Annotated in this window: 16 protein-coding genes; all 16 read left to right on the top strand. The window is 41.9% G+C overall.

The window, feature by feature from the left end; translation table 11 throughout:
- The first annotated feature begins 32 nt into the window (after positions 1-32).
- Positions 33-1,046 (top strand): flagellar motor switch protein FliM, encoded by a 1,014-nt coding sequence (locus ACIZ62_RS05160; protein ID WP_414151356.1) that lies wholly within the window; start codon positions 33-35, stop codon positions 1,044-1,046.
- Positions 1,043-2,170: a flagellar motor switch phosphatase FliY gene (fliY, locus tag ACIZ62_RS05165; RefSeq protein WP_414151357.1), complete on the top strand. Its 1,128-nt coding sequence runs from the start codon at positions 1,043-1,045 to the stop codon at positions 2,168-2,170. The genes ACIZ62_RS05160 and fliY overlap by 4 nt, the downstream gene beginning before the upstream one ends.
- 50 nt (positions 2,171-2,220) lie before the next feature.
- Entirely contained in the window at positions 2,221-2,583 is a 363-nt protein-coding gene (locus ACIZ62_RS05170) for a response regulator (RefSeq protein WP_414151358.1), read from the top strand.
- Between the two features lie 17 nt (positions 2,584-2,600).
- Positions 2,601-2,957 carry a FliO/MopB family protein gene (locus ACIZ62_RS05175; protein ID WP_414151359.1) on the top strand — a complete coding sequence of 119 codons (357 nt, stop codon included), beginning with the start codon at positions 2,601-2,603 and terminating at the stop codon, positions 2,955-2,957.
- Positions 2,950-3,738, top strand: a complete 789-nt coding sequence (gene fliP / locus ACIZ62_RS05180; RefSeq protein WP_414151360.1) for a flagellar type III secretion system pore protein FliP — start codon at positions 2,950-2,952, stop codon at positions 3,736-3,738. Before ACIZ62_RS05175 ends, fliP begins: the two co-directional genes overlap by 8 nt.
- A 16-nt stretch (positions 3,739-3,754) precedes the next feature.
- A complete protein-coding gene (gene fliQ / locus ACIZ62_RS05185; protein ID WP_414151361.1) occupies positions 3,755-4,021 on the top strand; it encodes a flagellar biosynthesis protein FliQ in 267 nt (88 codons plus the stop codon).
- Positions 4,022-4,044: 23 nt separating this feature from the next.
- The gene (gene fliR / locus ACIZ62_RS05190; protein WP_414151362.1) at positions 4,045-4,812 is read left to right on the top strand and encodes a flagellar biosynthetic protein FliR; all 768 of its coding nucleotides are present in this window, start codon (positions 4,045-4,047) and stop codon (positions 4,810-4,812) included.
- A gap of 23 nt (positions 4,813-4,835) precedes the next feature.
- Positions 4,836-5,903 (top strand): flagellar biosynthesis protein FlhB, encoded by a 1,068-nt coding sequence (gene flhB, locus ACIZ62_RS05195; protein WP_414151363.1) that lies wholly within the window; start codon positions 4,836-4,838, stop codon positions 5,901-5,903.
- Complete coding sequence (gene flhA / locus ACIZ62_RS05200) at positions 5,900-7,960, top strand: flagellar biosynthesis protein FlhA (RefSeq protein WP_111887649.1); 2,061 nt, start codon at positions 5,900-5,902, stop codon at positions 7,958-7,960. Before flhB ends, flhA begins: the two co-directional genes overlap by 4 nt.
- Before the next feature lie 36 nt (positions 7,961-7,996).
- Positions 7,997-8,833 (top strand): sigma-70 family RNA polymerase sigma factor, encoded by an 837-nt coding sequence (locus ACIZ62_RS05205; RefSeq protein WP_414151364.1) that lies wholly within the window; start codon positions 7,997-7,999, stop codon positions 8,831-8,833.
- A gap of 14 nt (positions 8,834-8,847) precedes the next feature.
- Positions 8,848-9,609: a flagellar hook-basal body protein gene (locus tag ACIZ62_RS05210; RefSeq protein ID WP_111887647.1), complete on the top strand. Its 762-nt coding sequence runs from the start codon at positions 8,848-8,850 to the stop codon at positions 9,607-9,609.
- A gap of 22 nt (positions 9,610-9,631) precedes the next feature.
- A complete protein-coding gene (locus tag ACIZ62_RS05215; RefSeq protein ID WP_414151365.1) occupies positions 9,632-10,333 on the top strand; it encodes a flagellar hook-basal body protein in 702 nt (233 codons plus the stop codon).
- Between the two features lie 58 nt (positions 10,334-10,391).
- On the top strand, positions 10,392-11,831 hold the full coding sequence (locus ACIZ62_RS05220) for a DUF342 domain-containing protein (RefSeq protein WP_414151366.1): 1,440 nt from the start codon (positions 10,392-10,394) through the stop codon (positions 11,829-11,831).
- Between the two features lie 37 nt (positions 11,832-11,868).
- Positions 11,869-12,486, top strand: a complete 618-nt coding sequence (locus ACIZ62_RS05225) for a chemotaxis protein CheC (RefSeq protein ID WP_111887644.1) — start codon at positions 11,869-11,871, stop codon at positions 12,484-12,486.
- On the top strand, positions 12,483-12,971 hold the full coding sequence (locus ACIZ62_RS05230) for a chemotaxis protein CheD (protein WP_111887643.1): 489 nt from the start codon (positions 12,483-12,485) through the stop codon (positions 12,969-12,971). Before ACIZ62_RS05225 ends, ACIZ62_RS05230 begins: the two co-directional genes overlap by 4 nt.
- Positions 12,972-13,175: 204 nt before the next feature.
- Complete coding sequence (locus ACIZ62_RS05235) at positions 13,176-13,679, top strand: chemotaxis protein CheW (RefSeq protein ID WP_111887642.1); 504 nt, start codon at positions 13,176-13,178, stop codon at positions 13,677-13,679.
- Positions 13,680-13,684: the final 5 nt, after the last annotated feature.

The following is a 13,684-nucleotide window of genomic DNA, read 5'->3' on the forward strand; positions in this document are numbered from 1 at the left end:
AGTAATAGAAGACAATAACGAGGAGAACAAACATGGCAGAAATTCTTTCGCAAAGTCAAATTGATAGCCTTTTAAGCAGCCTAATCAGCGGAAAAGACGAACCGGAAGCGCCAAGCACCAGTTCGGGAAAAAAGGTTAAAGACTATGATTTTAGAAGACCCAAGCTTTTTACAAGAGAGCAGCTTAAACATCTTTTTGGTATCTATGAAAATTATGCCAGGCTGGTGTCTTCTCATATAACAGGAGTTCTGCAAACTTATAGTTTAGTAGAAATTATTGAAGTGGAAGAACAGCAGTACTATGAATTTAATAATGCGCTTCCTGATTCGGTATTGATGGGTCTCATCGATTTTGATATAAAAGACAGTGAAGATGAAGAAGATCTGGTCATTATGGACCTTTCCAAGGACGTCGGTTTTAGCTGTTTTGACCGACTATTGGGTGGCTCGGGAAAGCCGCTAAAGGAAGACCGGGAATTTACTGAAATAGAAATCGGCGTAATGGAATATTTTTATCGCGGGATGATTAACCTGATGAAAAATGTCTGGTTTGATTATCTGGAGATTGCTCCAAGGCTGATGAAAATTGAAACCAATTCGCGGATTTTACAGGGCGTTGGGGCTGATGAGAATGTGGTTATCATTGTCATGAGCATCAAGGTAAATGAAACACAGGGAAAAATAAATATTTGTATTCCGGCAACGACCTTGGATATGCTCTTCAAAAAGAAGATGTCTCAGACCAAGAAAAATATAAAAAGAGGAGATCATCTGGCAGAGGAAAAAAGACGACTAAATATTATCAATGAAATTAGAAAAACCGAATTGGAAATTAAAGGTGTATTAGGTGATACCGAAGTTATCTCCCGGGATATTTACGAACTGGAAGTGGGCGATATTATTAAGCTAAACAAACCGGCAAATTCCCTGGTGGATGTTGTTGTCAATGACGAGGTCTGGTTTAGAGGCGAAATGGGAGATTACAAGAAAAAAAGAGCAATACAGATAATAGAGCTTAATGAGAGAGGAAGTGAACTATTCATATGACAGACGTAGTAGAGAATCCAGAAGCACTGTCCGGTATGGAAATTGATGTCATCGGTGAAGTGATGAACATTAGTATGGGGACAGCGGCAACTGCGATGTCCACCATATTAAATACTAAAGTAAACATTACCACCCCAAGAATTGAAACAATCGGAGTAGACGCCTTTGAGTTCGCTTACCTTGAACCGGTAATTGGTGTATTAATCAATTATGTCGAAGGCATTGAAGGTGCCAATGTCCTGTTGCTCCAAGAGTCAGACATGAAAAAGATCTTGTCGCAGCTATTTGACATGGAAACCAGCGATGATATCGAGTTTGATGAGATCAGCAAGAGTGCGATTGGCGAAATCATGAACCAGATGATGGGGGCAGCTGCTGGAGCCCTGGCATCATTTTTGGGAAAGGTGGTCAACATTTCACCACCAATCCTTTTGGATACTACCAATAAGTCCAGTATTCGCGAGTTGTTTTCACTCAAGGGTGAAAACCTGGTCAGCATAAAGTTTAACTTAAGCATTGAAGGACTGGTTGAAAGTGAATTTATTAGCGCCATGGAACCAAATCTAGCCCGGGAGATTGTATCCATGTCCATGGGTGTAAGCGGGATGGATGAGGAGGAAGAAGAAGCGGCGGCGCCTCCGCCACCACCGGTTCAGCCTCCACCCGTTCAGCAGGCACCGGTTCAACCGGAAGCGGCATATCAGCAACCACCCCAAGCAACCCAAACACCCCAAGCAGAACCAACCCGGGTGGTTAGAAATGACCCGCCACCGGCAGCCTATGCGTCACCGCAGCAACCGGTACAGGTAAACTCTTACGAGTATCGTCAGCTAGGGGTCGATCAAAGCGTCAACATCCCCGGAGATAATCTGGATTTGCTGATGTCTGTACCCATCCAGATTACCGTTGAACTCGGTAAAACCAGAAAAAAAATAAAAGACATTGCCGAATTAACCCCGGGAAACATCGTCGAGTTGGATCGACAGGCCGGAGATCAGGTGGATGTTATCGCCAACGGACGATTAATCGCCCGAGGGGATGTGGTGGTTGTGGATGACAACTATAGCGTTAAAATAACCGAAATCATAAAAGTCAGAGAAAATCCAGACCCCAAAAATAGCTAAAAATTATAAAGACAAAAACAAATGAGAAGAATAGATAAAAGGAGAATAAGATGAGTAAGATTTTAATTGTGGACGATGCGGCTTTTATGCGTATGATGATCAAAGATAGTTTAAAAAAAGGGGGTTACTCCGATTTTATTGAAGCAGAAAATGGCGAAATTGCCTTGGCGGAGTATAAAGAAAATCGGCCGGATCTGGTGCTTTTAGATATCACCATGCCGGTGATGGATGGCATCCAGGCGCTCCAGGCCATTAAGGGTTATGAACCGCAGTCCAAGGTCATTATGTGTTCTGCTATGGGTCAGGAAGGGATGGTTGTGGAAGCCATCAAGAATGGTGCCCTGGATTTTATTGTTAAGCCGTTTAAGGCAGATCGTCTGATCCAAACCGTTAAAAGTGCCCTTGGCGAGTAAAGAGAAGCAGGTCCAACGTGTTTACGAGTGATGTTTTTTCGATTGTTTTAGCACTATTGGGGACCGTTGGCGTCATCGTTTTAACCTATTATGGAAGCAGATGGTATGTCGAACATTTTATCAAGCGGCCGGGATCACTGTCTGGTGGCCAGCATATCCAGGTAATTGAACGACTGATTGTTGGCAAAAGCGGCTCAATTATCATTGTAGACATTCAAGGGGTTCAGTACCTCATTGGAGTCACCGAACAAAATATTCGAATCTTATCGCAATTGGATGAACCAATTTCCTTTCAAAAAAAGCAGGAAATATCAAAAGAAAGCTTTTTGAGTATGGTCAAATCATTTTCTCAAAAGGAAAAGCAGAATGAATAAAAACAGTATGACCCAAAATAACAGAAGCCTGGTTTTAAAAAAAGCACTGATGATCATGCCAATGCTGGCCATTTTGTTTTTTCTGACCGCAACAAAGGCCCATGGCGCAGAACTTTCCGTGGAAGGCCTGTTAGCTGGTGAAAGCTCAGATACGGTAAAAATTATCGTCTTAATGACGATCATCGCGATTGTACCGACCTTGCTATTGATGATGACCTGTTTTGGCAGAATCATTATTGTCTTGTCTTTTTTAAGAAATGCTCTGGGTACCCAGCAAACACCGCCTAATCAGATCCTGGTCGGATTGGCGTTGGCGATTACATTCTTTGTGATGTCTCCGGTTTTAACAGAGATTAATACGGTCGCATTGCAGCCGTATAATGCCGGTACCATCGACTCCCAACAGTTTCTGGATCAAGCGGTGGTCCCTATTAAAGAATGGATGTTAAAGCAAACGACCACGACTGATGTGGACTTGTTTACAAGCTTGTCAATTCAGTCTGGACAGCAGAATGTGGAAAATCTGGCGCCGCAAGAGTTACCGTTGACGATTGTCATTCCAGCTTTTATCATCAGCGAATTAAAGCGGGCGTTTCTAATTGGATTTTTAATCTTTATTCCATTTTTACTCATTGATATGATCGTTTCAAGTGTGCTGATGTCGATGGGGATGATGATGCTCCCGCCGGTTATGATTTCTCTGCCATTTAAAATCATGTTGTTTGTGGTGGTGGATGGATGGGGTCTATTGGTTAAAACCTTAATCATGACCTATAATTAAAAGAAGGGAGTAGCGTATGGGTACAGGCGATTTAATCGGAGTTTTTAGAGATGCAATATTTACAGGAATGAAGGTAGCCGGGCCGATCCTTTTAACGAGTATGTTGGTCGGGCTGGTTATTTCAATTATTCAGGCCGCTACCTCAATTAACGAACAAACCATGACCTTTGTGCCAAAACTGATCATCACGGGCCTGATGATGGTTATTCTGGGAGGCTGGATGTTACAGCAGATGATGGATCTGTTCTTTCGAATATTTGAACTAATCGCGACCAAGATCTAAAGAAATAAACAGGGGTGATAAACATGACGTTTGACATGAATCAGTATCTGATTTTTCTTTTAGCCAGTTGCCGGACCGCGGGCGTGATTTTTTTTAATCCCATCTTCGGCAGACAAGGGGTCCCGAATATCATGAAGGTGGGACTATCGCTGGCGATTGCCTTATATGCGGTTTTTAATCTGGGGATGGTTCAGGTTATAAACTATTCTGCCATTGAATTTATTGGCGCAATGTTACAGGGATTTATTATTGGGATTGTGATTGGCTTTATTATGCGAATGTTTCTTTCGGTATTTCAACTGGGTGGACAATTTATCGATATGCAAATGGGACTCAGTATGGCTTCGATGTATGACCCCGCTACCCGGGCAAATGTCACCGTCACAGGAAACGTATTAACATCGATGTACGTACTCATCTTTTTTGTCTCAAATGCGCACCTGGCCCTATTCTCGGTTGTGATTCAATCATTTCAGATTTTGCCATTGGGTATCGGCAATGTCAGTGACCGAGTCGGGGTGTATATCATTGAGCTAATGTATTATATTTTTATTTATGCAATACAGGTGGCCATTCCCATTATCGTCACCGAGCTCATTTCAGAGTTTGCGGTGGGCATCCTGATGCGGCTAGTCCCTAATATTAATGTCTTTGTCATTAACATTCAAATCAAAGTAATGATTGGTTTTGTTGTTATTTTTACACTGATACCGGCTTTAGCAAATTTCATGACCCGAATGAATTTGCTGATGATGGAAAAGATCACTCAGGTGCTGACTTTTTTTGTATAATCAGAATCTAATCGGAGAATAGCATGGCAGGCTCAGAAAAAACAGAAAAAGCGACCCCGAAAAAAAGAAAAGATGAACGAAAAAAGGGTAACACCTTTCAGAGTAAAGACGTGGTTAGTGTTGTACTGCTCTTTATGGCATTTTTCATCCTAAACCTGATGTTGCCTTTTATTTACCAGCAACTTAAAAATATTTATCGCGGACAAATGGATAAAATTGTGACCATGGATACCTTAACCGTAACCGGCGTTGGCCAACTTTTTAGAGAGGCTGCCATGGTATATTTCGTATCTGTGTTACCAGTGGCGATTGTGATCATGTTCGTTGCCATTATTATGTCAGGCGTTCAAACCGGGTTTCTGATTACAGGAGACGCACTAAAACCAAAATTTAATCGGATCAGCCCAATATCTGGCATTAAACGGATGTTTTCACTACGATCCGTGGTTGAACTGCTTAAATCGATGGCCAAGGTGGCCTTAATTATTGGGGTAATTTATACGACAATCTTAAGTGTTATTCCGATGACACCGGATATGCTGGCAACGCGGCTTGAATCGAATTTGATTTTTTTAAATAAGAAAACACTGTCCATGGTACAAACGGTCTGTTTGATTTTCTCAGTAGTGGCGATTCTGGATTATGCCTACCAGCGCTACGATTATGAGAAAAAATTAAAAATGACTAAGCAGGAAGTAAAGGATGAATACAAGCAAACCGAAGGAAATCCCGAAATTAAAGGTAAAATCAGACAAAAACAACGGGAAATGAGTATGAGTCGGATGATGCAAATGGTGCCTCAGGCAGACGTTATTGTCAGAAATCCGACCCATTACGCAATTGCCTTAAAGTATGATATGGATCATGATGTGGCTCCTCTGGTATTGGCAAAGGGAAAAGACCACATCGCCATGAGAATTGTTAAAGTTGGAGAAGAAAACAAAATCCTTGTCAAGGAAAACAAGGCACTCGCCCGAGGTCTTTATGAATCTGTCGAGATCAATGACTATATACCCGCTGAACTCTACAAAGCTGTGGCAGAATTAATGGCATGGGTTTACAGCCATAAAAAGAAGGAAAATGTCAAATGAAAATTATCCAAAACCTTGTTGTTGTCTTTGTCATTCTGACAATTGCTCTAATTATTATCCCGTTACCACCGTTTATTCTGGACTTCATGTTTATTTTAAACATAGCCATATCACTTATTATCCTACTAACCACCATGTATATCAAAGGGCCTCTGGATTTTTCCATCTTTCCATCAATGCTCTTGATTACCACCTTGTTAAGGCTGGCCTTGAATATTTCTTCAACCCGTCTGATTCTTTCAAATGGTGGGAAAGCCGGGGCCGTCATTGAAACCTTTGGTTCCTTTGTTCTGGGTGGTAATGCTGTCGTTGGGTTTGTTGTCTTTATTATCATCGTTATTGTACAGTTTATTGTTATCACTAAGGGTGCCGAACGAATTTCAGAAGTTTCCGCCCGGTTCACCCTGGATGCGATGCCTGGAAAGCAGATGTCCATTGATGCCGATCTGAGTTCCGGTGCAATTACCGATATTGAGGCCAAGGAAAGACGGCTAAAAATTCAAACCGAAGCTGAGTTCTATGGTTCCATGGATGGGGCCACCAAGTTGGTAAAAGGTGATGCGGTCGCATCAATGATCATTGCCGTTATTAATCTTGTCGGCGGAATGATAATTGGGATGCTGCAGGGCGGCATGGCCCTTGCAGAGGTCGTTTCAGTCTATACGATTGCTACCGTCGGGGATGGTCTGGTCAGTCAGGTACCGGGATTGATGATTTCTGTTGCCACCGCGATGATTGTTACACGGGCAGCGTCCGAAAACAACCTGAATGTGGATGTCAAAAACCAGTTTTTATCGCAACCCCAGGTTTTAGTCATTGCCGGTATTGTTATCGCTTCAATGGCACTTATTCCCGGAGCGCCGGCATTCCAGATTTTGTCTTTGGCAGTACTGCTCAGCGGGTTTGGCTTATTACTGATTCGTCGCTCCAACGTCAAAGTGGTAGTGGATGAAGCCGAACAAATGACCCAATTGGTCCAGGAAGAAAGCAGTGAAGTTGACTTCTACCGAAACATCGACAATGTTTACAATGTCATTGGCGTTGAGCCAATTGAAATGGAATTTGGTTATTCGCTATTGCCAATGGTCGATGAAGGGAGTTCAGGTAACTTTATCGACCGCATTGTTATTTTCAGAAAACAATTTGCTGTTGACATGGGGGTGGTAATTCCGACTGTTCGGTTAAGAGATAATGGACTTATCAACCCCAATCAGTATATAATAAAAATTAAAGGGGAAGAAATTGCCAAAGGTGAAGTACTGGTAGGCTATTATCTGGCCCTTGACCCGTCAAACACCAGTGAGCCCATTGACGGGATCGAAACCATTGAGCCGGCCTATGGCATCAAAGGGAAATGGATCACCGAGAATGAAAAGGAATTGGCTGAAGTTTATGGCTATACGGTTATTGATGCCCTGTCTGTTATTGTGACCCATATGTCAGAAGTGATTAAAAAGCACATGCATGAGCTGTTAAGTCGACAGGATATCAATACCTTGCTGGAAAATGTATCAAAGTCAAACCCGGCCATTGTTGACGATGTTATCCCAAATATTATTTCGATTGCCGACTTCCAAAAGATACTCATAAATCTCTTAAATGAAGGGATTCCCATCAGAGACTTGGAAAGTATCTTAGAAACCCTGGGTGATCATGGCATGAATATTAAAGACACCGACATGCTCACTGAGTATGTCAGGCAGAAGCTCAAACGAACCATTACCAGAAAATATACCGATGGCAATAGCATCAAGGTCATTGCTCTGGATCAGGAAATAGAGAACATTATTCTTAATTCGGCTAAGAAAAATGAACACGGCACCTACCTTGCTATTGATCCCCAGGTGGTGCAGACCATTGTCGAGAAGGTAACCGAGCAAATCGAAAAGCTAAAAGAAATTATTGACCATTCGATTATTCTCACCTCCCCCATCGTGCGTATTTATTTTAAGCGATTAATAGAACAATTTCTGGCAGATTTAACCGTCCTTTCCTTTAATGAAATAGATACAAATATTCAGATTCAAGTGATCGGAATGATAAAGCTGGAAAATTAATCCACGCAAATCCTTTGAAGTATAAGGAGTGTCAAAATGAATGTTGCAGAAAAAAATAACGAAGATAAGAGCTTAGAAACGAAGCCAGACAAACAACCAAGAGAAAAAACGCTGGAGGAAAAGAAGACAGAAGAAAAGATCATGGCGCTCTGGCAATTATATAAAGAACAGCGGACAACCGAGGTTCGTAATGAAATTGTGCTGCAATATACTGGTCTGGTCAAGAAAATTGTGTTACGGTTTAAGGGAAGTTACAATAATTTTGGACAACTGGACGATATGGTCAATCAGGGGATGATTGTGTTAATTGACGCGGTAGAGAAGTTCAATCCGGATTTGGGCAATAAATTTGAAACCTTTGCGACGCTAAAGATAAGAGGTTCAGTTGTCGATTTTATGCGAAAACAGGACTGGGTGCCGCGGAGCCAACGGAGTCTTTCCAAGGTGCTAGAAGAAACCTACGGTGAATTATATGCTTCACTGGAAAGAGAGCCTTCAGAAGCAGAAATTGCCGCAAAAATGGGAATCTCCGAGGCAAACCTGCAAAAGATCTTACAGCAGCGGCACAACGCCATTGTCCTTTCCTATGAAGAGGCGATTAATGAAAAAATGATGGAGGTATCCCCGCTGATAACGGAAGAGAAATCCGACGATTCACCAGAATCACGAATGCTCTATAATGAACTAAAAGAAAAGCTGGGGGAAGCGGTCGATCAGTTAAAAGAAAAAGAGCGGCTGGTGGTATCGCTTTACTACTATGAAAACCTAAAATTAAAAGAAATTGCTGAGGTGCTGGGGGTGACCGAGTCAAGGGTGTCGCAGATCCATTCCCAGGCCATGATTAAAATGAGAAATCGCTTAAAAAACTATTAACAGGAGGTGTTACCATGGATAGAGGATCATACGCAGCAGCAGCTGGCATGTTCTCCGGACAAAAAGCAATCAATGTATTGGCTAACAATGTGGCAAATGTCACCACGGCAGGCTATAAAAGTCAATCCACAGTCCAGTCAACCTTTGCCGAATATATGATTTCACGAATGAGTACAAACCCAAGAATCGCTGAGGCCGAAATTGGAGCGGGCGCTTACATTACGGTTAATGATGGGCAATTCACCGATTTTACCCAGGGTATTTTTGAAACAACCAATCGCACCGTGGATATGGCCATTCAGGGACAGGGCTTCTATGTGATTCAAAACGCTAATTTTGGCCAGGTGCTCACCCGTAATGGCCAGTTTGAACTGGATGCGCAAGGCTTTTTAACCTTGCCGGGGGTGGGCCAGGTGCTCAACAATGGTGGGCAACCGATTCAACTGACGGGTAGCGAATTTACCGTCAATCCCAACGGTACTATCATTCAAAATGGCGCTCAGGTAGCCGTTCTGAATATTTCAACAGTCGCAAATGGGGATGAACTCACCCAGGTTGGTGAGGGTTACTTTCAAGCCGAAAACGGCTTTCAGCCAGCGCAAGCAGGAAGTTTCAGTCTACTGCAGGGAATTCTTGAAAAATCCAACGTTAATATGACCGATCAAATGAGTGACATGATTGCCAGGCAAAACAATTTTACCTCATGTACCCAGATGCTTAAGATCTTTGATAAAATCAGTGAAATTGCGTCGAATACCATCGGTAGAGTCGGATAATTAAAAAAGAAGGAGTACGATTATGATAAGAGGATTTTACGCTTCAAAACTTGGGATGATCGCGCAACAAAATAATCTTAATACCATTGCTAACAATGTCGCTAATATTAATACCGTTGGATTTAAACCTCAGAATACGGCATTTTCGGCATTATTATACGAAAATATTGATGGTGGTGGCGGCGTTGAAATCAGCACCGGTCATGGTGTTAAGGTTCAAAAGATCGGTATCGATTTTACCCAGGGGTTTCTTAAACCAACCGGACGAACCCTGGATTGTGCCATTGAAGGGCCGGGATTTTTTGCTATACAAAACAGAGAAACCAATACCACAACATACACCAGAGATGGGGTATTTCACATCAGTGTTGAAGGTGAACAAAATTTTTTAGTTGATGCCAGAGGAAACTACGTCCTGGGACAGGACGGAAACACCATCAATATTACCGATGGCTTTGAAGCCACGACCCTGGGGGTTTTTGCTTTTGATAATCCCTATGGTCTGACCTTATTGGGAAACAATCAATTCGCAGTATCGGATTTATCGGGTCAGCCTGAGGCGGATGCGCAAAGTATCATAAGAACCGGCTATCTGGAATCATCAGCTACCGATTCGGCCACAGAAATGGTTAAAATGCTGGAATCAAACCGGGCTTTTTCGTTTAATTCCAGAATTGTTCAATCTACCGACGAAATGGAAAAGACAGTCAACCAGTTAAGATAGACATTGTTTAGAGTGGACACGTGAGTTAAGAAAATGTTTATGGAAAAGGGGATGGATTATGAGTGAGGAGAATGCAAAAACAGAAAATGTAAACTTGATTGAGGTCAGTATCAGTGACGATAAAAGACAAGGCTTCATCAAGCTGGAAAAGCAGGAAGAAGGCAACACCGTTTTTACAAAAGAAGCGTTACTTGCGGCCTTGGCGGAAAAACAAATTGAGCATGGCATCATCGACAGTGCGGTTCAAAAACTGGCCCAACGGCCAATTTTTAATATCCGCATTAAAGTAGCAGAAGCGACAGCTCCTGTTGATGGCAAAGATGGCGTCGTTAAGCTGTTCGTAAAAAAAGATGCCGATTATAAACCGGAATACAGTGAAGACGAAACGGTTGATTATAAAAATCTTGACTATTTCCAGATGGCCCAAAAAGGTCAGGTTCTTTGCGAGATCGAAAAAGAAACAGCGGGAATAGAGGGGAAAGACCTTTATGGACAGCCAATTCCTGCCTACAAAGGCCGAAAGCCGCAGGTGCCAGCCGGAAAGAACACCAGTTTGAATGAAGATGAATCAAAGCTGATGGCCGACTGTGATGGCATTATAAAATTTGTTAGCACAATCAATATTGATGAAATGATGCATATCCGCAGCAATATCGATTTTTCAACTGGAAATATCAATTTTCCTGGTGACGTTACCATTGATGGCGATGTCAGCAGCGGGTTTAGCGTTAAAGCCGGGGGAAACCTGATTATAAAAGGCGTGGTAGAAGATGCGGTCATCGAATCAGCCGGAAATCTGGTAATCGCCAAAGGGATTTATGGTGGAACGGCTGGCGAAGTGATTGCTGGAAAAGACCTTCGTTGTAATTACATTGAAAATGCCAGTTTAAATGTAAAAGGTGATATCACCGTGGACTATATTATCGACGGAAAAATAACCTGCTATGGTAACATTCACCTGTCCGGCTCTAAGGAATTGATTGTTGGTGGAGAAATAAAGCTGCGGGGAGAGCTTGTGGCCAGAGATATTGGAAACGAACGGGAATATCCCACGGTGATTCGTATCCTGGGAGAAAAAGCCGTTGATCAGGCTGAACTCGACCGATTAGAACTAAAAAAAGAAGAAGCAAAACTGCAACTTGAAGAAAATAAAGCAAAAGAAGCGCAGATCAATGGATTACTATTAACGCAGGAAAAGAACAGTATTTTAAACCGCAATCATAAAAGTTCTGGAATGGAGCAAGTCAAAACCCTGAAAAAACAAATTGACAGACAGTTTATGCTACTTAAAAAAGAACTCGAAGAAATTGAGAACGCCATCGGCTATGTAAAGAATCAGGGGATTGTCAATTATTTTGGTTCCGTTTCAGTAAAACGAAAACTGTATCAGGGAACTCGAATCTACTTTGGTGATATGCTCTTTTCATTTGAATTTGACAGTTTGGAACATTGCAAAATTTATTGGGATCAGGATGATATTGTCAACGGGATGATGTGATGATAAGAAACTAGATTAGTTAGAAAGAGGTAAAAATTTGTTCGAGAACTACGATGAACTAAATGAAATGCAAATTGATATGCTCCGGGAAATTGGGAATATCGGAGCTGGGAATGCAGCGACCGCCTTAGCCACCATCTTAGATGAAAAAGTAGATATGAGTGTTCCCAGTGTACGCATCACCGGCTTTGATGAAGCTGTTGAAAACTTGGGTGGGGCAGAAACCATGACCGTGGCGGTGTTGGTCAATTTTAGCGGTGATGCCCATGGTATGATCATGTTTTTACTGAACGTGGAAGACGCTAAAAGCATCATGGATATTCTGGTTGGTGAAGATGAAAGTGATGAAGAACTGAGTGAAATGAAGATTTCAGGGATCAAAGAAATCGGTAATATTCTGGCATCATCCTATGTCAATGCTATTTCAGCATTAACCGGACTAACCATTGAAGTCTCCGTTCCTTATGTCGCCATCGATATGGTTGGTGCTCTGATGAGTGTGCCAATTATTGAGTTTGGGGCAATTGGTGACAAACTAATGTTTATTGAAGAAAATTTCCTGGGTGAAACCAACGATTTAAAAAGTAATATGATCATGTTTGCCGAAATCAATACCTTAAAAACGATTATGCAAAAACTTGGACTCGAAATATGAGCAAGTCGATTGTAATTGGAATATCAGATTATAAATTAGCGAAGGGCCCGGAGGTACTCGTCACCTACGCTTTGGGTTCCTGTGTGGGAGTATGCTTATACGACAAGGTTTCAAAAGTTGGGGGATTGTCGCATATTATGCTGCCGGACAGCACTAATTTTTCAAATAAAGATATAAATCGCAAAAAATTTGCGGATACCGCTATTGTTGATCTGGTTGATGAAATGAAGCGAGCCGGATGCGGCAATAACCGCATTGTAGCAAAAATTGCTGGCGGCGCCCAGATGTTTGCGGTTCAGCCGGGCAGTAAGCTGGGTGCCATCGGTGAACGCAATATAATCTGCGTCAAGCAGGTGTTAAACCAGCTGCGGATTCCCATTCTGGCAGAAGATACCGGATTGAATTTTGGACGAACCCAATATTTTGATCTGGCAACCGGCATCATGAAAATCCAGTCACTCAATCGGAAAATTGAAGAGTTCTGATCTTTAAACCGTGTCCGTTGCTGAGCATTTCATGCCCAGCTTTTTTATTAAATTGAATTAAGGTTTAAAAGTCGTTTATTCGGGTAGAAAAAGAACAAGAATTTTACTAATGAGATGAATAAATTAGGGTGTACCTTTTTAAACGTTTCAAGTATAATGGTAACAACGAAAACTTTAAAAAAATATTTAAAGAGGAGATTTATAATGGCAGAGAATGTTGTAGATAATTACAATCTGGAAGAAGATACCCAGCACGGTAGATTTCTAACCTTTTCATTAGAGGAAGAAGTATTTGGCATTGAAATAAAATATGTTACTGAAATCATTGGGATGCAGTCGATTACAAAAGTCCCGGAAGTGCCAACCTATATCAAGGGGATCATCAATCTGCGTGGAAAGATTATTCCGGTTCTTGACGTAAGACTACAGTTTGGTAAAGAACCCGTGGATTATAACGACCGAACCTGTATTGTGGTCATTGACATTGAAGCAGTCTCTGTGGGACTGATTGTCGACAACGTAGAGGAAGTCTTAACCATCGACGATGAAGAAATTGCACCACCACCATCAAACAAAACTGGTTTTGAAAATCGTTTTATGAAAGGGATTGGTAAGGCCGGCGGTAAGGTTCAATTGCTTTTGGACTGCGAACGGTTGTTAAAAAATGAAGAAATAGAAGTGATTGAAGAATTACTTGAAGAAAAATAGTAAGG

It is taken from the genome of Acetobacterium carbinolicum (genome assembly GCF_047456275.1).
Taxonomy (GTDB): Bacteria; Bacillota; Clostridia; order Eubacteriales; family Eubacteriaceae; genus Acetobacterium; species Acetobacterium carbinolicum.

Excerpts from the sequence above, each read along its gene's own strand:
- ACIZ62_RS05160 (WP_414151356.1), top strand. The coding sequence starts at position 33 with ATGGCAGAAATTCTTTCGCAAAGTCAAATTGATAGCCTTTTAAGCAGC.
- fliY (WP_414151357.1), top strand. The coding sequence starts at position 1,043 with ATGACAGACGTAGTAGAGAATCCAGAAGCACTGTCCGGTATGGAAATT.
- ACIZ62_RS05170 (WP_414151358.1), top strand. The coding sequence starts at position 2,221 with ATGAGTAAGATTTTAATTGTGGACGATGCGGCTTTTATGCGTATGATG.
- fliP (WP_414151360.1), top strand. The coding sequence starts at position 2,950 with ATGAATAAAAACAGTATGACCCAAAATAACAGAAGCCTGGTTTTAAAA.
- fliQ (WP_414151361.1), top strand. The coding sequence starts at position 3,755 with ATGGGTACAGGCGATTTAATCGGAGTTTTTAGAGATGCAATATTTACA.
- fliR (WP_414151362.1), top strand. The coding sequence starts at position 4,045 with ATGACGTTTGACATGAATCAGTATCTGATTTTTCTTTTAGCCAGTTGC.
- flhB (WP_414151363.1), top strand. The coding sequence starts at position 4,836 with ATGGCAGGCTCAGAAAAAACAGAAAAAGCGACCCCGAAAAAAAGAAAA.
- flhA (WP_111887649.1), top strand. The coding sequence starts at position 5,900 with ATGAAAATTATCCAAAACCTTGTTGTTGTCTTTGTCATTCTGACAATT.
- ACIZ62_RS05205 (WP_414151364.1), top strand. The coding sequence starts at position 7,997 with ATGAATGTTGCAGAAAAAAATAACGAAGATAAGAGCTTAGAAACGAAG.
- ACIZ62_RS05210 (WP_111887647.1), top strand. The coding sequence starts at position 8,848 with ATGGATAGAGGATCATACGCAGCAGCAGCTGGCATGTTCTCCGGACAA.
- ACIZ62_RS05215 (WP_414151365.1), top strand. The coding sequence starts at position 9,632 with ATGATAAGAGGATTTTACGCTTCAAAACTTGGGATGATCGCGCAACAA.
- ACIZ62_RS05220 (WP_414151366.1), top strand. The coding sequence starts at position 10,392 with ATGAGTGAGGAGAATGCAAAAACAGAAAATGTAAACTTGATTGAGGTC.
- ACIZ62_RS05230 (WP_111887643.1), top strand. The coding sequence starts at position 12,483 with ATGAGCAAGTCGATTGTAATTGGAATATCAGATTATAAATTAGCGAAG.
- ACIZ62_RS05235 (WP_111887642.1), top strand. The coding sequence starts at position 13,176 with ATGGCAGAGAATGTTGTAGATAATTACAATCTGGAAGAAGATACCCAG.